Raw genomic sequence first — 22,233 nt, 5'->3', positions numbered from 1 at the left:
CGCCGCCGACAGAGTTGGCATGCAAGCTGCATTAATACAGGCGTGACCCGGCCAATGGCGGTCGGTCGCTAGCATGATTCGGATAAAGGCGTCCTTTCAGCATGTTCACCCCAACGGTGGAATGTGCTGATGGGACGCCTTTTTTTATTTTTACGCCTGACTGAAGGACTTGCTGATGACGCACACCAAACACCCTGAGCTGAGGCTGTCGCGCCGCCGTTTTTTAGCCGGCGGCGCGGCGTTGGGCGGCAGCCTGCTGTTGCCGGGCCTGATGAATGCCGCCTGGGCCGCGGGTTCCGATGCGCCGGAGAAGAAAGAGATCCGCGTGGGGTTTATCCCCCTGACCGACTGCGCGTCGGTGGTGATGGCGGCGGTGAAAAAGTTTGATGAGAAATACGGCATCAAAATCATTCCCAGCAAGGAGGCCAGCTGGGCCGCGGTGCGCGACAAGCTGCTGTCCGGCGAATTGGACGCGGCGCACGTGCTGTACGGCATGGTCTACGGTCTGCAACTGGGCGTCGCCGGGCCGCGGCACGACATGGCGGTGTTGATGACGCTCAACAACAACGGCCAGGCGATCACGCTTTCCAACCAGTTCAAACAGGCCGGCGTCACCGACGGCGCCAGCCTGAAAAAGCACATCGACGCCAGCGCCAAGGGCACCTACACCTTCGCCCAGACCTTTCCGACCGGCACCCACGCCATGTGGCTGTATTACTGGCTGGCCAACGCCGGCATCCATCCGTTCGACGACGTGCGCAACGTCGTGGTGCCGCCGCCGCAGATGGTGATGAACATGAAGATCGGCAACATGAGCGGTTTCTGCGTCGGCGAACCGTGGAACCAGCGCGCCATTGCCGAAAATATCGGCTTTACCGCCGCCACCACGCAGGATATTTGGCCCGATCATCCGGAGAAGGTGTTGGGCACCACCGGCGATTGGGTGAAAGCCAACCCCAACGGCGCGCGCGCGTTGACCGCCGCGGTGCTGGAGGCGGCGCGCTGGATCGACGCGTCGGACGCCAACCGGCGGGAGACCGCGCAGGTGGTGGCGGGGCGCGCCTATATCAACACCAAACCGGAGACCATTACCGGCCGCATGCTCGGCCAGTACCAGAACGGCCTGGGCAAATCCTGGCAGGACGCGCACGCGATGCGTTTCTTCCACGACGGCGAAGTGAGCTACCCCTACCTGTCCGACGGCATGTGGTTCCTGACCCAGCATCGCCGCTGGGGCCTGCTGGAGGCCGAGCCGGACTATCTGGCGGTGGCGCGCAGCATCAACCGCACCGATATCTACCAGCAGGCGGCCAGCGCGGTGGGCGGGGTAAACCTGCCCGGCGGCGATATGCGCGCCAGCACCCTGCTGGACGGCAAGCGCTGGGACGGCAGCAACCCGGCGGAGTACGCCAGGAGTTTCACTCTAATGCGCGGAGCCAAATCATGAAAAATCTCGCTGAACGTCTCGACCTGTCTGCGCCGGCCACCGCCGAAGTGGTGCCGCTGAAGGCGCCGCCCAGGCCGGCGCGCAAGCCGCGCTGGCGCCCGCTGTTGCAGCGCGGCTTTCGCCGCACGGTGCCCGCCGTTCTCGGCCTGGTGCTGGTTCTGGCCGTCTGGCAAATCGCCGCGCTCAACAGCCAGGGGTTTCCGACGCCGCTGGCGACCTGGCGGGCGGCGCTGACGCTGTTCGCCGACCCGTTCTATTCCGCCGGGCCGAACGACCAGGGCATCGGCTGGAACGTGCTGGCCTCGCTGCAGCGCGTCGCCACCGGCTTCGGCCTGGCCGCGCTGGTCGGCATCCCGGCCGGCTTTCTGCTGGGGCGTTTCGCCTTTCTGGCGCAGATGCTGAACCCGATCATCTCGCTGCTGCGGCCGGTCAGTCCGCTGGCCTGGCTGCCGATTGGCCTGCTGCTGTTCCAGCGTGCCGAGCCGGCCTCCACCTGGACCATTTTCATCTGCTCTATCTGGCCGATGATCCTCAACACCGCGGAAGGCGTCGCGCGCATCCCGCAGGATTACCTCAACGTGGCGCGGGTGCTGAAGCTGTCCGAGTGGACGGTGATGCGCAAAATCCTGTTCCCGGCGGTGCTGCCTTACGTGCTGACCGGCGTGCGGCTGTCGATCGGCATCGCCTGGCTGGTGATCGTGGCGGCGGAAATGCTCACCGGCGGCGTCGGCATCGGCTTCTGGATCTGGAATGAGTGGAACAACCTCAACGTGGAAAACATCATCATCGCCATCCTGGTGATCGGCGTGGTCGGGCTGCTGCTCGAACAGGGGCTGATGCTGTTGGCAAAACGCTTTAGCTATCAGAGTCATTAAGGAGTCGCCATGAAACCGATCATTCAGGTCCAAAACGTCAGCCAGCGCTTCGCCACCCCGCAGGGCGAGTTCGTCGCGCTGGACCGCGTGAGCTTCGATATTCAGGCCGGAGAAACCGTCAGCCTGATCGGCCACTCCGGCTGCGGTAAATCCACGCTGTTGAATCTGATCGCCGGCCTGACCCCGCCGAGCGACGGCGTGCTGCTGTGCGATAACCAGCAGATCGCCGGGCCGGGGCCGGAGCGCGGCGTGGTGTTCCAGAACCATTCGCTGCTGCCGTGGCTGACCACCTACGAGAACGTGGCGCTGGCGGTGCATCAGGTGTTCCGCCGGCAGATGAACCGCGCGGAAATGCGCGACTGGATTGAGCACAACCTGGCGCTGGTGCACATGAGCCACGCGCTGCACAAACGGCCGCACGAGATCTCCGGCGGCATGAAGCAGCGCGTCGGCATCGCCCGGGCGCTGGCGATGAAACCCAAGGTGCTGCTGATGGATGAACCGTTCGGCGCGCTGGACGCGCTGACCCGCGCCCACCTGCAGGATGCGGTGATGGCGATCCAGCAACGGCTGCACACCACCATCGTGCTGATTACCCACGATGTGGATGAAGCGGTGCTGCTGTCCGATCGGGTGATGATGATGACCAACGGCCCGGCGGCCACGGTGGGGGAAATTCTGCGGGTCGAGCTGCCGCGGCCGCGTTCCAGAGTGGCGTTGGCGGACGACGCCGACTACCACCACTACCGCCGGCAGGTGCTGAAGTTCCTGTACGAAAAACATGCGAAGGCGGCCTGAGCATGACGCGCCAGCGACTGGTGGTGATCGGCAACGGCATGGCCGGCATGCGGCTGGTGGAGACGCTCTGCCGGCTGGCGCCGCAGCGCTACGCCATTACGGTGATCGGCGAAGAGCCGCGCGGCAACTACAACCGCATTCTGCTGTCGCCGGTGCTGGCGGGGGAGAAGGCATTCAGCGAGACGGTGCTGCACGATGCCGGCTGGTATCTGCGGCATGGCGTGCGGCTGCTGGCGGGGGAGCCGGCGTTGGCGCTGGACCGGCGCAAAAAGCGGGTGACTACCGCCCGACGGCGACTGGGCTATGACCTGCTGGTGCTGGCGACCGGCTCGCGGCCGCTGATGCCGCCGCTGCCGGGCTGCGAATTGGCGGGCGTGCACGGGTTTCGCACCCTCGACGACGTCGAGGCGATGCTCAGCCGCTGCGCCGCGGGGCGACCGGCGCTGGTGCTGGGCGGCGGCGTGCTGGGCATTGAGGCGGCGGCAGCGCTGGCGCGGCGCGGCATGCGCGTCAGCCTGGTTCACCGCGGCGCGCACCTGATGGAGCGCCAGCTGGACGCCGTCGCCGGCCGGATGCTGCAGCGCAACCTGCAGCAGCGCGGCATTGTTTGCCGGCTGGGCTGCGAAGTCAGCCGGTTTCTCGGGCAGGGGGCGCTGAGCGGCGTCAGCCTGAGCGACGGCGATGAACTGCCGTGCGATCTGGCGGTGATCGCCATCGGGGTGCGGCCGGAGATCGGCCTGGCGCAGGCCGCCGGCCTGGAATGCGCGCGCGGCGTGCGCATCGACGACAGGATGCGCACCGCCGATCCGGCCATCTTCGCCTTGGGGGAGTGCGCGCAGTTTGGCGACGCCGTCCCGGGGCTGGTGGCGCCCTGCTGGCAGCAGGCGGCGTTGCTGGCGCGGCAGCTGGCCGGCGAGCCGGCGGAGGCTTACGCCCCGGCGCCGCAGCCGCTGCGGCTGAAGGTCAGCGGCATTGAGATGTTCAGCGCCGGCGAGGTCATGGCGGATGCGCGCAGTGAAATTCACAGCGCGGAGGATCCGCTGGCGCAGCACTATCGCCGGTTATTGATGCGCGACGGCGTGCTGTGCGGGGCGTTGCTCTACGGCGACGCCCAGGACGGCCCCCTTTATCTGCAGCAGCTCGGTCAGCCGGTGAATCACCCCGCCGAGCTGCTGTTTGGCAGCAGCGAACCCGCGGCGCCGCAGGCGTCCGGCGAGAGGATAACTGAGATGAACAAACCCGTTTTGGTGGTTGCCGGTCACGGCATGGTAGGGCAGCACTTCCTGGAGCAACTGGTGGCGCGCGAGCTGCACCTGCAGTTTCACATCCTGGTGTTCTGCGAGGAATCGGTAGCGGCCTACGATCGCGTGCATCTGTCGGAGTTTTTCTCCGGCCGAAGCGCCGATTCGCTGGCGATGGCGGAAGAGGGCTTCTTCGAACGTTACGGCATAGAACTGCGTTTGGGGCAGTCGGTATGCGCCATCGATCGCCGGCGGCGCTGCGTAATCGACGCCGCAGGGCGCGAGACGGCCTATGATCGCCTGGTGCTGGCCACCGGCTCCTATCCGTTTGTGCCGCCGATCCCGGGCAACGATCGCCCCGGCTGCCTGGTTTACCGCACGCTGGACGATCTGGCGGCGATCGCCGAATGCGCGCAGAGCGCCGGCGTCGGGGTGGTGGTCGGCGGCGGCCTGCTGGGGCTGGAAGCCGCCAATGCGTTGCGCCAGCTAGGGTTGAAAACCCACGTGGTGGAGTTCGCTCCACGGCTGATGGGCGTGCAGCTGGATGACGGCGGCGCGGCGATGCTGCGCAGAAAAATCGAGGCGCTGGGCGTCAGCGTGCATACCGGCAAGCAGACGCAGGCCATCGGCGACGGTTTGTTACGGCGTCACAGCATGAATTTCGCCGATGGAGAAAGCCTGGAGGCGGATCTTATCCTGTTTTCCGCCGGCATTCGCCCGCGTGACCAGCTGGCGCGAGAGGCCGGCCTCGAGGTCGGGCCGCGCGGCGGCATCGTGATAGACAGCCAGTGCCGCACCGAGGACGAGGCCATCTACGCCATCGGCGAGTGCGCATTATGGAACGGCCAGATTTTCGGGCTGGTGGCGCCGGGCTACCAGATGGCGCGCACCCTGGCGGATCGGCTGGCCGGGCGGGAAAGCGTATTCTGCGGCGCGGACATGAGCACCAAGCTGAAGTTGCTGGGCGTTGAGGTGGCGTCGATCGGCGACGCGCACGGGCATACCGCCGGCAGCCAGAGCTACAGCTGGGTCGACGGCCCGGCGGAGGTGTACAAGAAGCTGGTGGTCGACGCCGCCGGCCAGCGGTTGCTGGGCGCGGTGCTGGTGGGCGACAGCGGCGAGTACGGCGACCTGCTGCAGATGATGCTGAACGATTTGCCGCTGCCCGCCAGCCCGGAAAGCCTGATCCTGCCGGCTTCGGCCGGCGCGGCGCCCAAAGCGCTGGGCGTGTCGGCGCTGCCGGCGAGCGCGCAGATCTGCTCTTGCCATAACGTCAGCAAGGGCGACATCAGCTGCGCGGTGGAACAGGGCTGCGGCGATTTGGCGGCGGTGAAAAGCTGCACCAAAGCCGGCACCGGCTGCGGCGGCTGCGCGGCGTTGGTAAAACAGGTCATGGAACACGCGCTGCAGCAGCGCGGCGTGACGGTGAAAAAGGACGTTTGCGAACACTTTGCCTACTCGCGCCAGGCGCTGTATCACCTGGTGCGCGTCGGCGATATTCGCACCTTCGACGACCTGCTGGCGCGCCACGGTCAGGGGCGGGGCTGCGAGGTTTGCAAACCGCTGATCGGTTCCATTCTGGCGTCCTGCTGGAACGAATATCTGCTGAAACCGCAGCATTTGCCGCTGCAGGACACCAACGACCGTTTCTTCGCCAATATTCAAAAGGACGGCACCTATTCGGTGGTGCCGCGGGTGCCCGCCGGCGAGATCACGCCGGAAGGCCTGATCGCCATCGGGCAAATCGCCCAGCGTTATCGGCTGTACACCAAAATCACCGGCGGCCAGCGGGTCGACATGTTCGGCGCCAGGCTGGAGCAGCTGCCGGACATCTGGCGGCAGCTGGTGGCGGCCGGGTTCGAGACCGGCCACGCCTACGGCAAGTCGCTGCGTACGGTGAAGTCCTGCGTCGGCTCCAGCTGGTGCCGCTACGGCGTGCAGGACTCGACCGCGCTGGCGATCGCGCTGGAGAACCGCTACAAGGGGCTGCGCTCGCCGCACAAGCTCAAAATGGCGGTGTCCGGTTGCACCCGCGAGTGCGCCGAGGCGCAGAGCAAGGACGTCGGGGTGATCGCCACCGACAAGGGCTGGAACCTGTATCTGTGCGGCAACGGCGGCATGAAGCCGCGCCATGCCGACCTGTTCGCCAGCGATCTCGATACCGCCACGCTGATCCGCACCATCGACCGCTTTCTGATGTTCTACATTCGCACCGCCGACCGTCTGCAGCGCACCAGCAGCTGGATGGATAATCTGGAAGGCGGGCTGGACTACCTGCGCCAGGTGGTGCTGGAAGACAGCCTGGGCATCGCCGCCGAACTGGAAAAGGAGATGCAGTCGGTGGTCGCCAGCTACCAGTGCGAGTGGCAAACCACGCTCGCCAGCCCGGATCGGCTGAAGCTGTTCCGCGGCTTCGTCAACAGCGAGCAGCCGGATGAAGCGATCGCCTGGCTGCCGGAGCGCGGCCAGCATCGGCCCGCCGGCCTGCGGGCGGAGGCCATCCCGGTTATCAGCCAGGAAGCGCAGTGGCAAGAGGTGTGCTTACTGGCCGATATTCCCGCCAACGCCGGCGTCGCCGCGCGCCTGGGGCAGCAGCAGATTGCGCTGTTTCATCTGCCTGAGCACGGGGTTTACGCGCTGGCCAACCGCGAGCCAGACAGCGACGCCAACGTGCTGGCGCGCGGGCTGGTGGGCGACGTGGCGGGCGAACCCGTGGTGATATCCCCCCTGTACAAACAGCGTTTTCGCCTGCGCGACGGCGTCTGCGTGGACAGCGGCGAACCGGGCGTCACCGCCTGGCCGGTGCGGGTGGAATCCGGCCGGGTGTGGGTGTGCAGCCAACCGCTGGCGGTTCAGCCCGGGCTGCGGCAAACCAGCGGAGCCTCATCATGAGCGCCGGCCATTGCACTACCTGTCCCTACTGCGGCGTCGGCTGTGGGGTGACCCTCGAGCGGCGGGCCGACGGCGCGCTGGCGGTCAGCGGCGACGCGCAGCATCCGGCCAATCAGGGGCGACTGTGCGTCAAGGGCAGCGCGCTGGGGGAAACGCTGGATCTGGCGGGGCGCTTGCTGCATCCGCAGATCGACGGCCGACGCGCCGGCTGGGACGAGGCGCTGGAGCAGGTGGCGCAGCGCTTTGGCCAGGTTATCGAACAACACGGGCCGCAGGCGGTGGCGTTTTACGCCTCCGGCCAACTGCTGACCGAGGATTACTACGTGGCCAACAAGCTGATGAAGGGCTTCATCGGCGCGGCCAATATCGACACCAACTCCCGGCTGTGCATGGCGTCGGCGGTGGTGGGCTACAAGCGGGCGTTCGGCGGCGATGCGGTGCCGTGCAGCTATCAGGACATCGAACTGGCGGACCTGGTGATCCTGACCGGTTCGAACACCGCCTGGGCGCATCCGGTGGTGTATCAGCGGCTGGTGAAAGCGCGCCAGCAGCGGCCGCAGATGCGGGTGGTAGTGATCGACCCGCGCGAAACGGCGACCTGCGACATCGCCGACCTGCATCTGGCGCTGCGTCCCGGCAGCGACGCGGCGCTGTTCAATGGCGCGCTGCATTGGCTGGCGCGGCATGACGGCCTGGATCGGCGGTTTTTGCGCCGGCACGCCGAGGGCGCGGAGGCGACGCTGGCGAGCGCGGCGCAATGGCCGCCGGAGCGGGTGGCGGAGTTTTGTCGGCTGCCGATGGCGGCAGTGACGGCCTTTTTCGACCTGTTGAGCGAGGCGGACAACTGGCTGACGCTGTACTCGATGGGCATCAACCAGTCTTCCAGCGGCGCGGATAAATGCAATGCGATCATCAATCTGCATCTGGCGGGCGGCCGTATCGGCAAGGCCGGCTGCGGCCCGTTTTCGATCACCGGCCAACCCAACGCCATGGGCGGCCGCGAGGTCGGCGGGCTGGCCAACCAGCTGGCGGCGCACATGGGATTCAGCGCATCGGATACCGATCGGGTGCGGCGCTTCTGGCAGGCGCCGCATATCGCCCGTCAGCCGGGGCTGAACGCGGTCGAGCTGTTTCAGGCGATAGCTTCCGGCCAGGTCAAGGCGGTGTGGATCATGGGCACCAACCCGGCGGTGTCGCTGCCGGACGCCGATGCGGTAAGGCAGGCGCTGAAGCGCTGCCCGCTGGTGGTGGTGTCGGAGGTGATGGCCGCTACCGACACCGCGGAGCTGGCGCATATTCGCCTGCCGGCGCTGGCCTGGGGAGAGAAAGAGGGCAGCGTGACCAATTCCGAGCGTTGCATTTCGCGCCAGAGGGCGTTTTTGCCGGCGCCGGGCGAGGCGCGGGCCGACTGGTGGATCCTCAGCCAGGTGGCGCAGCGCATGGGGCACGGCGCCGCCTTCGCCTATCGCCATCCGGCGGAGATTTTCGCCGAGCATGCGGCGCTGTCGGGGTTTGAAAATCAGGGAACGCGCGCCTTCGACATCAGCGGGCTGGCGACGCTGACGCCGGCGCAGTGGTACCGCATGGCGCCGGTGCAGTGGCCGGTCAATGCGCAACATCCGGCGGGCTGTCGCCGCCTGTTTGCCGACGGCCGTTTCTTTCATGCCGACGGCAAGGCGCGGCTGTTGCCGATCGCGCCGCAGCTGCCGAAAAATGCGCCGTCGGCCGCCTATCCGCTGGTGCTCAACACCGGGCGCATTCGCGACCAGTGGCATACCATGACCCGCACCGGCAAGGCGGCGCGGCTGATGCGCCATCTGAGCGAGCCCTTCTGCGAAATACATCCGCAGGATGCCGCACCGTTGGGCATCGACCATCGGTGCCTGGTACGGCTCGACACCCCCCATGGCTGGATGCTGGCGCGCGCGCAGATCAATCCGGGGCAACAGCGCGGCAGCCTGTTCGCGCCGATGCACTGGAATGGCCAGTTCACCGCCCAGGGGCGGGTCGACAGTCTGATCCCGCCGGTGGTGGATCCCGATTCCGGGCAGCCGGAAAGCAAGCACGCGCCGGTTCGGGTCAGCCGCTGGCGCACGGCCTGGCAGGCGGAAATATTTCTGCGCGCCGAAGCCCCTGCGCCGGCGGGCATTTACTGGAGCCGGGTCACGCAGGAGGGGGCAACGCATTACATCATGGCGGGCGCGTCGCCGGTCGACGACTGGCGCCGCTGGCTGCTGCGGCATTTCCCGGCGGACGAACTGACGCTGCAGACCGCGCAGCTGGCGCAGCACGGCTTCCACGCGATCGGCTGGCTGCAGGGGCGGGTGGCGCTGGCATTTTATGTCGGGCGAGGCGCGCCGGAGCTGGAAAGATCGTCGATTTTGCAGGCGTTTGAACAACCGCCCGCGCCCGGGGCGCCGCGGCTGGCGCTGCTGGCGGGGCGCGGAGCCGCGGATCGGCCGGCGGCCGGGGCGACGATTTGCAGCTGCTTCGGCGTGGGGGAAAAGCGCATCATCGCGGCGATCGCCGAAGGCTGCCACAGCGCCGCGGCCCTGGGCGAACGTCTGCAGTGCGGCACCAACTGCGGCTCCTGCTTGCCGGAGCTGAAAAAACTGATTCAACAGCACGCATCTCGCCGGGTGGCGTAACGGAGAACAACGATGAACGCGATAGATCAACTGAGCGAGGCGGGCGAACGGCGTCAGCCGGTGAAAAACGGGGAAGTCTGGCTGGTCGGCGCCGGGCCGGGGGACGCCGAACTGCTGACGCTGAAGGCGCTGCGGGTGATGCGGCAGGCGGACGTGGTGGTGTTCGACCGGCTGGTGTCGGCGGAGGTGATGGCGTTGCTGCCGGCTGAGGCGCTGCGCATCGACGTGGGCAAATCAATGCATCGTCACACCTTGTCGCAGCCGGAGATCGAACGTTTGCTGGTGGAGTTGGCCTCCGCCGGCAACCGGGTGGTGCGGCTGAAGGGGGGCGACCCTTTTATCTTCGGTCGCGGCGGCGAGGAGATGGTTGCGCTGCGGCGGCAGGGCGTCGCCTGCCATATCGTGCCCGGCATTACCGCCGCCAGCGGTTGCGCGGCGGCGAGCGGCATCCCGCTGACCCACCGGGATTTTGCGCAGTCGGTGCGGTTCGTTACCGGCCACTGTCGCGACGGCGGCGCGCCGCCGGATTGGCGCACGCTGGTCAGCGAAGGGCAGACATTGGTGTTTTATATGGGGCTGGCGCAGAGCGACGCCATCGCCGCCCAGCTGATGCGGCATGGTATGGCGGGCAGTACGCCGCTGGCGATCATCGAGCGCGGCACCCGGGCGCGGCAGCGGGTTCTGATCGGTACGCTGGCCGATCTGTCAGGGCTTATCGCCCGGCAGCGGCCGGTATCGCCCAGCTTACTGGTGATTGGCGCGGTGGTCGGGTTGTATCAGCCCGCGCCGGCAGCCGCCGAGCGCCCGGCCGCCGCGCTGGCGGTGTGAAGGCCCCGGCGCGCCGCCATCACCACGGCCCGGCGATTGTTAACGCTGTGTCAGAGTGAAATAAGATGAAATTTCATAACTTCCTGGCTAAACGGCGGTATTTTCAGCGTCACAAACGGCATCGACCGCAGTGAAACGGGAGGAAGATATGGCGAACAATGGAACCAGTTCAACCACGCGCTCTTTGGCGGCGGACCTGACGAGCACCGGGGAAGTGGTCACGCCGGAACAATACTATCGGGACGGCGACGGCGACGGCGACGACTGGGCGCCGGCGATCAATAAGGCGGCCGCGGCGGCGCTGCGGGCCGGCGGTACCCTGTCGCTCGGCAAGCGGGTATACCGGGTGGCCGGACAGGTGATTATCCAAACCACCACGGATATTTACGGCGGCATGGGGCTGCGGGTGGTCGGGCTGGGCCGGGCGACGCAAATCGTCAAAACGGCGGATAACGACTACACCAATGAACAGGGCGAAACGAAGAAAGCGGTGATCGTGGTGAAGGGCTTCGCCAACCTGACGCTGCACGGCCTGACGCTGAGGGACGACAGCGCCGGCGCCGACGGCCATGGCGTGTGGTTCAGCGATCGCAACATGACCAAGTGCGATATCCGCGATATTTACACCCAGGTTGGCGGATACTCGCTGTTCGTTTCGGGCGACATGTTCATCAACTGGCTGGTGAACGTGCAGATGGCGGTCGATGCCCATCGCCCGGGGGACGGGGTGCTGTGGATGGACAAGTCCGGCACCACCAATTTTATCGATGGCCTGCATGCCGCCCGCGCCAAAGGGAAGGCCTATATGATTTCCGGGTTTTATTCCACCCTGGGATCGTTGGCGGCGGAGGATTGCAGCGGCGACATCTACTGTTTCAAGGATTTTAACGGCACCGTCAATTCGCTGAGCTGCGAGAACCGGCAGGTGAAACGCGGCGCCGACGTCAGCCTGTTGTCCACCCATTTTGCCCAGGGCTCGATCGGCAGCATCAATATTCAGGATGCGCATAACGTTGAAGGCAGCGCTGTGCTCTGTCGCTTTATTAACGAATCGCGTTGGGATATCGGCCAATTGAACCTCTACGCCGGCGGCGCAGCGGCGATCGCCGTCTGCAGCAACAATACCGAAGTGAGGTTCAGCAATCTGCATCACGGCGGCGCGCCGCTGACCGGCAAGAGCAGGGTGGACGCCACCTCTTTCCTGAGCGGCGTCGACGTGACGGGCAGCCAGGGCGCGCGGGGCATTGCGCCCGGCGCCACCAGCCATCATTTGCCGCGCAATACCGCGCGGCGGGCGTTCTGGGCCTTTCTCGGCACCCTGACCGCCCCTGACCGGCAACCGACCACGCGCATCACGCTGCAGCAAAGCGTTGGCCCGCGGGTGCTGGCCTGCGATCTGTACATCACCTTCGATCTTTCCTCGCAGGCGACCGCCTTCGTCGCCAATAAGGGCAGCCATAGCGCGCAGGGGGCCTTCAGCCTGCGCCGCACCGGGCCGCTGAGCTGCGAAATTTATTACCGCGTTGAGCAGGATTTCGGCGTCGGCAGCTATCAGGTGCAGACCTCGCGCGGCAGCTGTTGGCGGCCGGACGGCGCGGCGCGGGGCACCCCTCCCGCCGACGCGCTGGAAATCCGCAACGATGAAATGCTGTCGGCGACCAAGCTGACGGCGGTGCAACCGCTGGTCAACCCGGCATCCGCCACCGCCGCCGAGGTCGCGGGGTTGCTTAATCGCCTGATTGGCGCGTTGAAAAGCTAGGCGTAATGGGCCCCGGCGTTCAGCAGCAGCGTCAGCCAGCCGGCGGCGGCGAGATAAACGCCAAAGGGCAGCGGCGTGCGCCAGGCCATCTTGCCCGGAGGGCTGCGCGCCAGCGTGACGCACAGCCCCGCCGCCGCCGCGACGCTCACCAGCAGCGGCAAGGCGCCCCAGCCGACCCAGGCGCCCAGCGCCGCCAGCAGCTTGAAATCGCCCTGGCCGATGCCGGCCCGGCGCCGCGCTCGGCGATAGAGCGCATCGAGCAGCCACAGCGACAAATAGCCGGCCACGGCGCCGAGTAACGCATCAGACAGCGGTACCCATTCCTGATTCAGGTTGCACAGCAGCCCTGCCCACAGCAGCGGCTGGGTCAGCCGGTCCGGCAGCCGCTGGTGCCGCCAGTCGATCAGCGCCAGCGCGATAAGCAGCGTCGCCGCCGGCAGCAGCCATAATCGCTGCTGCAGGGTCAGGTCGCAAGGCAGGGTAGCCAACCCGGCGGCGGTCGCCGTCAGCATCACCTGTCCCACTGTCCTCGGCGGCGATGCGGGGGCGTTTCCCGCCGGGGCGAATTCGGCGATCAGCCAGGCGGCAATCGCCGCGGCCGGCCACAGAGCGACGATCGACAACGCCGCTGGCAGGTAGGTGGACATGACATTTCCGCAATCAAATAAAACATGCGTTCAAAATAGCGGCAAAAATTTCATTTCATCAGGGGCGTCGCCAATCGGTGGTTCAGGCTGCGCCGGGGCGCGCATCGCCATGTCGCGCACGGCCGGACGTCTCAGGCGCTTGCGCATGGCGCCGCGTTTGCGCGGCTGTTTTTCCGGCAAAATCGGCGATGAAATCCGGTGAATTCACTTCGCCATGCGGCGGCGGGTCATAACAAGGCTTATTTGTGACGGCGTCACTGTGAAAGATTGGGGTTTATCCGATTGTTTCTCATCATAAAGCCGCTACCCTGTGGGGATAATGACGCATGCTTGGCCAGTGGCCGCGCCGGCAGGGCCAGCCGCCCGCTGTGCTATAGTGTGCGAAGGTTTGGCTGTCTGTGGCCGGGAGTGGCCGCAGCAAAACAGGTTGATTCGCCGGGCTCTGAGGACGGGAGCGCGGCGACGGTGTGATGACTGACGTTATTCAAGCAGTGCGCAACAACGCAAGCAGCAAGACTTTTTGGCTCCATCGCCTGCCGGCGGCGTTGCTGGCCTGGCCGTTCCTCTGGCTGGGCGGCGCGCTGCCCGCCCGCGCCGAGTCTCCGCCGGCGCCGGACTCCGTCACCCGCCACGGCGGCGCCGACCTGCCTGAACTGGGCGGCGCCCCGGACGACGCCGAACGCGAGAAAGAATGGGCCACCATGGCCAAACAGCTGGGCGAACGCGATCTGAACAATGTGTCCGGCCAGCAGGTGCGCACCCGCGCCGAAAACTACGTGCTCGGGCAGGCGACCGGCGCGCTGCAGCAGCAGGCGCAGGAGCTGCTGTCGCCATTGGGGACGGCGACGCTGGCGCTGAAGGTGAACAACGAGGGCGATTTTACCGGCAGCACCGGGCAGCTGTTCAGCCCGCTGTATGACGTCAACGGCCTGCTGACCTACAGCCAGGTCGGTTTGCTGCAGCAGAGCGAAGGCTCGTTGGGCAACTTCGGCCTGGGGCAACGCTGGATCACCGGCGACTGGCTGCTGGGCTACAACACGGTGCTCGACAGCGACTTCGCCCGGCAGCGCAACCGCGCCAGCGTCGGCGCAGAGGCCTGGGGAGACTACCTGCGCCTTTCCGCCAACTACTACTATCCGCTGTCGGCACTGGCGCAGCAGCCGAACGACGCGGTGTTCTTCAGCCGCCCGGCGCGCGGTTACGACATCACCACGCAGGGCTACCTGCCGTTTTACCGCCATATCGGCGGTTCACTCAGCTACGAACAGTACCTCGGGGATAACGTCGACCTGTTCGGCAGCGGCAAAAAACAAAACGATCCGCGCGCCATGCAGCTGGGGCTGAACTATACCCCGGTGCCGCTGGTGACGGTGAAGGCGCTGCACAAGATTGGCGAGGGCGGCCAGAGCCAGGATCAGGTGGAGCTGGCGCTGAGCTACCGGCTTGGCGTACCGCTGGTCAAACAGATTTCTCCGGAGTACGTGGCGCAGGCCAAATCGCTGCGCGGCAGCCGCTACGACAATATCGAGCGGAAAAACGTGCCGGTGCTGGAGTTCCGCCAGCGTAAAACGCTGCAGGTGTTTCTGGCTACGCCGCCGTGGAGTCTGCAGCAGGGGGAAACGCTGCCGTTGGTGCTGGAGATCAAGGCGGTGAACAACATCACCCGCGTCAGCTGGCAGGGCGATACCCAGGCGCTGAGCCTGACGCCGTCGCGCAACGCCAACGATCCGCACGGCTGGACCCTGATCGTGCCCAAATGGGACGACAGTCCGGGGGCGGCCAACAGTTACCGCCTGTCGGTCACGCTGGAGGATGACAAGCAGCAGCGCGTAACGTCCAACTGGATCGATCTCAAGGTGACGCCGCCGCTGACGTTGTCTTCCGGCGATGAAGCCGCGCCGCCGGTGAAAACCCTCACGCCGCCGGTGATCCCGGCCCAGACCGGGCCGCTGGGGGGCGGCTAACCGTTTTTGCCCTGCAGCACCCAGACGGCGGCCTCAACGCGCGACTTAAGCTTCATTTTTTTCAGCAGGTGTTTGACGTGTACCTTGACGGTGCTCTCGGTGATGGTCAGGCGACGGGCGATCAGCTTGTTCGGCAGGCCCTGCGCGATCAGCTTGAGGATATCGCGTTCGCGCGGCGTCAGCTGCTGAATGTCGCGGTCGGCGCTGGGGCGATTTTCCCGCAGGCTGGCGGCCAGGATCGGCGTCAGCGCCTCGCTGAGCACCATTTGCCCGGCCGCCGCCTGATGCAGCGCCTTCAGCAGTTCTTCCGGCTCCATGTCTTTCAGCAGATAACCGTCGGCGCCGCGCTTCAGCGCGCTGACCACGTCATCCTCGTGATTGGAGACGCTGAACACCACGATACGCCCCGAAAGGTCCGTCTGGCGCAGGCGGTCGAGGGTTTCCAGGCCGTTGATGCCCGGCATGTTCAGATCGAGCAGGATCAGGTCCGGATCCTGCTGCTCCGCCAGCGTTACGCCCTGTTCGCCATTGCTGGCTTCGGCGATGACCTGCAGGCGCGCGTCCATGCCGATCAGCTGCTTGACGCCGTTGCGCAGCATCGGATGGTCGTCGATCAACAAAATGGTGGCGGCGGTTTCAGTGGTCATGGGATCTCCGTTAATCGATGGCAGGGTTGTCGGGCTTGAAGGTCACCCGCACCTCGGTGCCGCCGCCGCTGCGCGGTAAAATCTCGCAGCGGCCGTGCAGGCTTTTGGCGCGGTCGCGCATGATGATCAGCCCGTAATGATCGGGCCGCGTCGTGTCGGCCGGCAGGCCGCGGCCGTTATCGCAGACGCTCAGGCTCACTTCGCCCCGCTTGTTGAGCACCTGGATGCTCACCTGGCTGGCCGCGGCGTGCTTATGGATATTGCTCAGCGCCTCGCGGGCGATCTGCAGCAGATGGATCGCCTGGTAAGCGGGCACCGTGCGCGGCCCCAGCTGATAGTCGAGCGTAATCGTCAGGCCCAGTCTGGGGGTGAACTCGGTCACCGTAGACTGCAGCGCCGCCAGCAGGCCGGGCTCGGTCAGGCGCAGGCGGAAGGTGGTCAGCAGTTCGCGCAGCTGGCGATAAGCGCCGTTCAGCTCTTCGCGCATCTGCCGCACCAGCGCCTGGCTGTCGGCGGAAAGCTCCTTGCCCTGCATTTGCAGGCAGGCCGTCTGCATTTTCAGGCAGGACAGCGACTGGGCGATGGAGTCGTGCAGCTCGCGCGCGATCGCCGCCCGTTCTTCCATCAGCATCAGCTGCTGCTGGTGATCCACCTGGCGCTCTATCGCCAGTACGCTGGTCAACTGTTCGACCAGCGTATTGATCAGCTGGCGATGGTCGTCGTTCAGCGGCTGCCGCGGCGCATGCTGCGCGACGATCACCCCGTAGTCGCCCAGCTTGTCGCTCAGGCTCCAGCTCAGCGAGGGATTGTCGGCGTGCTGGCGGTCGCTGTCGTTCAGGCAGGCGCTGCATACCGGATTGTGGCAGTGTTCCGGCCGCAGCGGCTGGTTGCCGCTCAGCTGCAGCAGCGGTTCCCGGCTGTCGTTTTCGTACAGCCGCACCTGAATGGCGCGCAGCGGCGTCAGCGTCTGCAGCTGATTGAGTATCGGCGTCAGCCGGCTGCACAAGGGCTCACTGGCGTGCAGTTGGCGGCTGGCGCGATACAGGAAGCTCAACACCTGGTTTTTTTGCTGCAGATCGGCGGTTTTTTCCGCCACCCGCTGCTCCAGCCCGCTGTAGGTGGCGGACAGTTCGTCGGACATGGTGTTCAGCGCGCCGCCGAGCGAAGCCATTTCATCCTGATGGCCGCGCTGGGCAAAGCGGCGGCTGAAGTCGCCGCGGCCGACCGCCAGCGCCATGTCGACCAGCTGGCGCCAGGGGTGCAGCAGCCGGCGGCGCAGGTAGCAGGTGGTGCCGATCAACAGCAGCAGCGTCAGGGCGATAAATCCCGCCTGCACCAGGGTAACCATCAGCAGCCGTCGTTCGGTCTGCCGGTCGATATCCGACACCAGCTTGTCCACCAGCCGGACAAAATGCGCGGCCTGCCCCGCGGCGTCGGCAGGGCGCTGGGCGGCGCGCAGCGCGGGCTGCAGACCCTGTCTCCAGTAGTCGCGCAGGGCGCCGAAGGGTATCGCCAGACCTTCCTGCTCCACCGAACGCCGCAGGTCCGGGCTGTTTTCATCGCGCTCCAGCTCCTGAATCAACGCCTCGTGGCGCGCATCCAGCGGCACCTGCGCCAGCAGGCGATAGCTCTGCATGCGCAGCGAGCCGGCCTTGTTGATGGCGTGCGCGTTGCCCTGGATGCTTTGCGACATCCACGCGGAGATCCCCATGCCGGCCACCCCCAGAATGCCCAGCAGCAGCATCAACAGGGCGACCTGGTTCACCAGCGAAAGGGGAGCCAACAGGCGTTTCATAGGGCGAGGGTCTCCATGGCGCGCACGGCCGCGGTAGACGGCGGAGGCGCTAAAGTAGTAACGATTCAGCCATATTCTTCATTATCCCTGAGCATAACCACATACCTCGAACGAAGTACCCACTAGTTTCCGTTTGGCGCGAGTCTGTCGGGCGCCGGCGCGGGATGCGTGTTCAATTGATTGATATTTGATTGTTTATTTCTTTGCTGTGCGGTACTCACAAAGGGATGAGGGACGTTTTCCCGCCGCCGACTACTTGCACCTGCGTTGATATACATCAACTTTGCCACCGGGGGCGCCCCCTAGGGTGTGCGGAGTGATTCCCCGTGTCTGAGGTTTTTATGTCGCAATTTGCAACGCCATCATCGAAAAAAACCGGCGCGCTGATCCAGGACTGGCGTCCTGAAGACGGCGCTTTTTGGCAGGAGCGCGGTCAGCGCATCGCCACCCGCAACCTGTGGATCTCCATTCCCTGCCTGCTATTGGCCTTCTGCGTCTGGATGTTGTTCAGCGCGGTGGCGGTCAATCTGAACAAGGTCGGTTTCAACTTCAGCACCGATCAGCTGTTCTTGCTGACTGCGCTGCCTTCGGTCTCGGGCGCGATCCTGCGCGTGCCTTACTCATTCGTCATCCCGCTGTTCGGCGGCCGCCGCTGGACCGCCATCAGCACCTGCTTCCTGCTGGTCCCCTGCCTGTGGCTGGGGTTTGCGGTGCAGGACAGCGGCACGCCGTTCAGCGTGTTTGTGATTATCTCGTTGCTGTGCGGCTTCGCCGGCGCCAATTTCGCCTCCAGCATGGCCAATATCAGCTTCTTCTTTCCCAAGGCTCGCCAGGGCGGCGCGCTGGGGTTAAACGGCGGGCTGGGTAACCTGGGCGTCAGCGTCATGCAGCTGGTGGCTCCGCTGGCGATCTCTTTCGCCATGTTCGGCCTGTTTGGCGGCACGGCGCGGAGCCAGCAAGACGGCAGCGCGCTGTGGCTGGAAAACGCCGCCTGGATCTGGGTGCCTTTTTTGCTGATGGCCACGCTGGCGGCCTGGTTCGGCATGAACGATTTGGCGGCGTCCAAGGCCTCGCTGCGCCAGCAGCTGCCGGTGTTGAAACGCGGGCACCTGTGGGTGCTGAGCCTGCTGTATCTCGCCACCTTCGGTTCCTTCATCGGTTTTTCCGCCGGTTTTGCCATGCTGTCGAAAACGCAGTTTCCGGACGTGGTCATTTTGCACTACGCCTTCTTCGGTCCTTTCCTCGGGGCGTTGGCGCGGCCGGTGGGCGGCGCGTTGTCCGACCGCTTTGGCGGCATTAGGGTCACGCTGATCAACTTCGTGCTGATGGCGGTATTCGCCGCGCTGCTGTTCTTTACCTTGCCGGGCGGCGGCCATCCGGGCTCCTTTATCGCTTTCTACGGCATATTCATGCTGCTGTTCCTGACCGCCGGATTGGGTAGCGGCTCCACCTTCCAGATGATCGCCGTTATCTTCCGCAAAATCACCGTGGACCGCGTCAAGGCGGCCGGCGGCAGCGACGAGAGCGCACAGCGCGAAGCCGTGACCGATTCCGCGGCGGCGCTGGGCTTCATCTCGGCGATCGGCGCCGCCGGCGGTTTCTTCATTCCCCAGGCCTTCGGCACGTCGCTGGCGCTGACCGGTTCGCCGGCGGGGGCGATGAAGATATTCCTGGTGTTCTACCTGTTGTGCGTGGCTATCACCTGGGTGGTGTACGGCCGGAAGAAAATGGCCCGATAGCCGACCCTGGCCTCATCCCTCCCCGGCCGGGGAGGGGATCCCGTCTTTCCCCCGCAGCGTCCTTTCTTTTGTCCCCGCTCAGTGAAATTTTCTGCATTTAGGTAAAATTCTTATTTTCGCATGCTATTTTTTCCTTTTTTTATAGGCGTATCTCTCAATGTACCAATGGAAATGCGCGGAAGGATTATATTATTAAATCCGTCCTTGCGTTTTATTGACGATAACCTGACAAAAATAAGGCAGAGCGACAAAGCGATGCAGAACAATAAAGTGGATGCAATGATGATTTCACCTCATCAAATTTTCGATAAATTATCGCCCGAAGAGGGATATTTTCTTCGCCGGTGAATAATCGATGAAATCAGATAACTCTCATTCTGTTTTCGCTGGCTTTTTGTAGGCTATCTGGCAATCAGATTAGGTGGAAAAACGTGATGATTTTGCGGTGCAAGATGAAATTTCACAATTTCACTCGATTAACAACTAAATAACATTTTCAGGCGTACCAGGCTAACTTGTTGAAATCGTTTATTTAAATTAATGGCAATCGCGAAGAGAGCCCATGTTGCCAGCAGGGAAAAGACGTCGTTAGGATAAACTGAGCCTCCTGATCGGGAGGGAATGTAAAAAATGAAATCAGAAAAGTTTTATAAAAGCCAATATCCAATGAATGCAACCTGTTGAGTTTACATTTAATTTCTTGAACATTTTTTGATATTTCTATACAAAGTGTGCAGGACAGGCACGCTAAGGAAATTAAAAGTGAATCTTGATAAAAGAATAAAGATTAGGAATCTCGATGTTCTGACACCTTCTGGGGAAAAATTTCGTCTGCGCTGGAAGGAGTATCAGATACTTTCGTTGCTTGTCGCCAGGTCCCCCGAACTGGTCACCCGTACAGAAATTATAGAAAATATCTGGAAAGGGACCTATTGTTCAGATTCAACTATAAATCAAACAATTAAATCAATTCGTCAAAAAATTGGCGATGCCGAGCACGTGCTTATCAGAACCATTCCACGCCTGGGCTATAAGGTTGAGAACAAGGCGATTTTTCACTTTATATCCGAGGAGGATGAGTATATCGACGATGATATATTGAGTGAACAAGTCGGCGTCGATGATAATATTCAAGCGGAACTTTCCGAAAGTGCAAAAAAACAATCTGAAGAAATAAAGGAAGAAATAGATACGCCGGGAGAGAAAATCATTATTTCTCCTCATGCAGCGCAGGAAAAAACGGCGAAGCGCGGGGCCTCCGCGAAAAAAACGGCTGCGCTACGCCGTTTTTTCTCAATGCCGGCCATCAGAGTTGTGAAATATCTGACGGTGTTTGCGTCATTGCTGGTTATTTCACATTTTTCATACGTGCTGGGCAATCAGACCCGTCCTCCTATCATCAATGACATCCAGAACAACACGCGCGTGGTATTGACGCTCACCCTGAACAATCCCCATACCAACAGCCCGCAGACCCTGCTTTGCCTGTATCAGGGCGAGAGCCTGGACCAGGCGACCATCGAATGCGTCGATCCCAAACAGGGGCAGTTGAAATCCCCGGTGAAATACGAAACTTCCGCCGCCCGGGGTAAGGGTCAGATTAATCTCATATTGCCGAATAAAACCATGCAATATCAAGTGGCTTATGATGTTAAAAATTAGCGGACGTTGATATTTCATTTTTAGCCATAATTTTACAAATGCCGAATAAATTTATTTCATTATTTGTTATTTGAAAGCCCGGCGTGATTTGTCCAGTCTGGAACCCATTATCTAACGCGTATTAGCGTCCTGCCTCAATGGTGCGGCAGGAAATAATGGGAAACCTGGCTGAGTGACAAATTATGGACAAACGTAAGGTAGCAATTATCGGGGGTTCCGGCTTTATCGGCACACGCCTGGTGAAACGTCTGAGTGCGCGCGATGACCTGACCCTGGTGATCGTCGACAAGCGCCCCAGCGCGCACTTTCCCGCGCTTTATCAGTTTGGCGATGTGACCCAACCCCAGACGCTGCAGCAGCCGCTGGCGGGCTGCGACGCGGTGATTAACCTCGCCGCAGAACATCAGGATAATGTCGATCCCATCTCGCTCTATTATCAGGTGAACGTTGACGGCGCGCGGCATGTTTGCATGACCGCCGCCGCCCTGAATATCCGCCAGATCATTTTCACCTCCTCGGTGGCCGTCTACGGCTTCGTCAAGCAGGAAACCGGTGAAGAGGGGCGTTTCGACCCCTTCAATCATTACGGCAAGTCCAAGCTGGAGGCGGAGTACGTCTACGAAGCCTGGCGCAAGGCCGACGCGGAAAACAAGCTGACGATCATTCGCCCGACGGTGGTATTCGGCGAAGGCAATCGCGGCAACGTGTATAACCTGTTCCGCCAGATCGCCAGCGGCCGTTTCGTGATGATCGGCAGCGGCAATAATATGAAGTCGATGGCCTACGTCGAAAATATTGCGGCGCGGCTGGAATATGCGTTGGATCAGCAATCGAGCTACCAGGTCAGCAACTATGTCGATAAACCCGATTTCACCATGAACCAGCTGGTGGACGTTATTTCCTCGTCGCTTGGCAGAGATAACAAGACGATTCGCATTCCTTATGTGGTCGGAATATGCGGCGCCACCGCATTGGATGTGGTGAGTAAAATAAGTCGCAAAAAATTCCCCATCAGCCGCGTCAGGGTGCAGAAATTCTGCGCGAGAACGCAATTTAAAAGCAATGTGCAGAATAATTTCGTGGCGCCGGTCGAGCTTGATTCGGCTATCGAAAAAACCATTAAACATGAATTTTCTGATAGATAACCTGAATACACGCTGACGTTCTTAATTAATTTTCATTGAAAACCGGATGGATCTGCATCTGCGGGATTAAATCATGCTGACTTATATCCTGGCACTGTCAATTTTGTTTTTGTTAATAGCGCATTGGGAGCTGTAACTCAAGGGCG

The 22,233-nt window shown here is 63.2% G+C and carries 15 protein-coding genes; 12 read left to right on the top strand and 3 right to left on the bottom strand.

Features of this window, described 5'->3' with window-relative positions:
- Window positions 1-175 precede the first annotated feature (175 nt).
- The 7 genes from CKW09_RS14640 (at window position 176) to CKW09_RS14610 (ending at window position 12,488) form a co-directional block, all read left to right on the top strand.
- A complete protein-coding gene (locus tag CKW09_RS14640) occupies window positions 176-1,447 on the top strand; it encodes a CmpA/NrtA family ABC transporter substrate-binding protein (protein ID WP_061794769.1) in 1,272 nt (423 codons plus the stop codon).
- Complete coding sequence (gene ntrB / locus CKW09_RS14635) at window positions 1,444-2,322, top strand: nitrate ABC transporter permease (RefSeq protein ID WP_095097960.1); 879 nt, start codon at window positions 1,444-1,446, stop codon at window positions 2,320-2,322. Before CKW09_RS14640 ends, ntrB begins: the two co-directional genes overlap by 4 nt.
- Window positions 2,323-2,331: 9 nt before the next feature.
- On the top strand, window positions 2,332-3,120 hold the full coding sequence (locus CKW09_RS14630; protein ID WP_061794645.1) for an ABC transporter ATP-binding protein: 789 nt from the start codon (window positions 2,332-2,334) through the stop codon (window positions 3,118-3,120).
- 2 nt (window positions 3,121-3,122) lie between these two features.
- On the top strand, window positions 3,123-7,253 hold the full coding sequence (gene nirB / locus CKW09_RS14625; RefSeq protein ID WP_095097957.1) for a nitrite reductase large subunit NirB: 4,131 nt from the start codon (window positions 3,123-3,125) through the stop codon (window positions 7,251-7,253).
- Window positions 7,250-9,901: a nitrate reductase gene (locus tag CKW09_RS14620; RefSeq protein WP_095097954.1), complete on the top strand. Its 2,652-nt coding sequence runs from the start codon at window positions 7,250-7,252 to the stop codon at window positions 9,899-9,901. Before nirB ends, CKW09_RS14620 begins: the two co-directional genes overlap by 4 nt.
- Before the next feature lie 12 nt (window positions 9,902-9,913).
- Window positions 9,914-10,729 carry a uroporphyrinogen-III C-methyltransferase gene (cobA, locus tag CKW09_RS14615; protein ID WP_095097951.1) on the top strand — a complete coding sequence of 272 codons (816 nt, stop codon included), beginning with the start codon at window positions 9,914-9,916 and terminating at the stop codon, window positions 10,727-10,729.
- 148 nt (window positions 10,730-10,877) lie between these two features.
- Window positions 10,878-12,488 carry a hypothetical protein gene (locus CKW09_RS14610; RefSeq protein WP_095100164.1) on the top strand — a complete coding sequence of 537 codons (1,611 nt, stop codon included), beginning with the start codon at window positions 10,878-10,880 and terminating at the stop codon, window positions 12,486-12,488.
- On the opposite strand, the gene CKW09_RS14605 is transcribed toward CKW09_RS14610, so the two are convergent.
- Entirely contained in the window at window positions 12,485-13,135 is a 651-nt protein-coding gene (locus tag CKW09_RS14605; protein WP_095097949.1) for a prepilin peptidase, read from the bottom strand. The two genes, CKW09_RS14610 and CKW09_RS14605, sit on opposite strands and share 4 nt — an antisense overlap.
- Between CKW09_RS14605 and CKW09_RS24570 the strand changes: the two genes are divergently transcribed.
- Both CKW09_RS24570 and CKW09_RS14600 read left to right on the top strand, forming a co-directional pair.
- Window positions 13,134-13,337 carry a hypothetical protein gene (locus tag CKW09_RS24570; RefSeq protein ID WP_129544432.1) on the top strand — a complete coding sequence of 68 codons (204 nt, stop codon included), beginning with the start codon at window positions 13,134-13,136 and terminating at the stop codon, window positions 13,335-13,337. The genes CKW09_RS14605 and CKW09_RS24570 overlap by 2 nt on opposite strands.
- 268 nt (window positions 13,338-13,605) lie before the next feature.
- Window positions 13,606-15,099 carry a YchO/YchP family invasin gene (locus CKW09_RS14600; RefSeq protein WP_061794640.1) on the top strand — a complete coding sequence of 498 codons (1,494 nt, stop codon included), beginning with the start codon at window positions 13,606-13,608 and terminating at the stop codon, window positions 15,097-15,099.
- On the opposite strand, the gene narL is transcribed toward CKW09_RS14600, so the two are convergent.
- Together narL and narX are read right to left on the bottom strand one after the other, a co-directional pair.
- Window positions 15,096-15,746 (bottom strand): two-component system response regulator NarL, encoded by a 651-nt coding sequence (gene narL / locus CKW09_RS14595; RefSeq protein ID WP_061794639.1) that lies wholly within the window; start codon window positions 15,744-15,746, stop codon window positions 15,096-15,098. The genes CKW09_RS14600 and narL overlap by 4 nt on opposite strands.
- A 10-nt stretch (window positions 15,747-15,756) precedes the next feature.
- Window positions 15,757-17,541, bottom strand: a complete 1,785-nt coding sequence (gene narX / locus CKW09_RS14590; RefSeq protein ID WP_095097946.1) for a nitrate/nitrite two-component system sensor histidine kinase NarX — start codon at window positions 17,539-17,541, stop codon at window positions 15,757-15,759.
- 341 nt (window positions 17,542-17,882) lie between these two features.
- Between narX and CKW09_RS14585 the strand changes: the two genes are divergently transcribed.
- From CKW09_RS14585 to CKW09_RS14575, 3 genes are all read left to right on the top strand, one after another.
- A complete protein-coding gene (locus CKW09_RS14585) occupies window positions 17,883-19,280 on the top strand; it encodes a NarK family nitrate/nitrite MFS transporter (protein ID WP_095097943.1) in 1,398 nt (465 codons plus the stop codon).
- 762 nt (window positions 19,281-20,042) lie between these two features.
- A complete protein-coding gene (locus CKW09_RS14580; RefSeq protein WP_061794767.1) occupies window positions 20,043-20,942 on the top strand; it encodes a transcriptional regulator in 900 nt (299 codons plus the stop codon).
- Between the two features lie 182 nt (window positions 20,943-21,124).
- Entirely contained in the window at window positions 21,125-22,087 is a 963-nt protein-coding gene (locus tag CKW09_RS14575; protein WP_061794636.1) for an NAD-dependent epimerase/dehydratase family protein, read from the top strand.
- Window positions 22,088-22,233 lie beyond the last annotated feature (146 nt).

This window comes from Serratia ficaria (assembly GCF_900187015.1).
GTDB classification, from domain to species: Bacteria; Pseudomonadota; Gammaproteobacteria; order Enterobacterales; family Enterobacteriaceae; genus Serratia; species Serratia ficaria.
The sequence above is the reverse complement of the archived record's forward strand: the minus strand, read 5'-3'. Positions and strand labels throughout refer to the sequence as shown.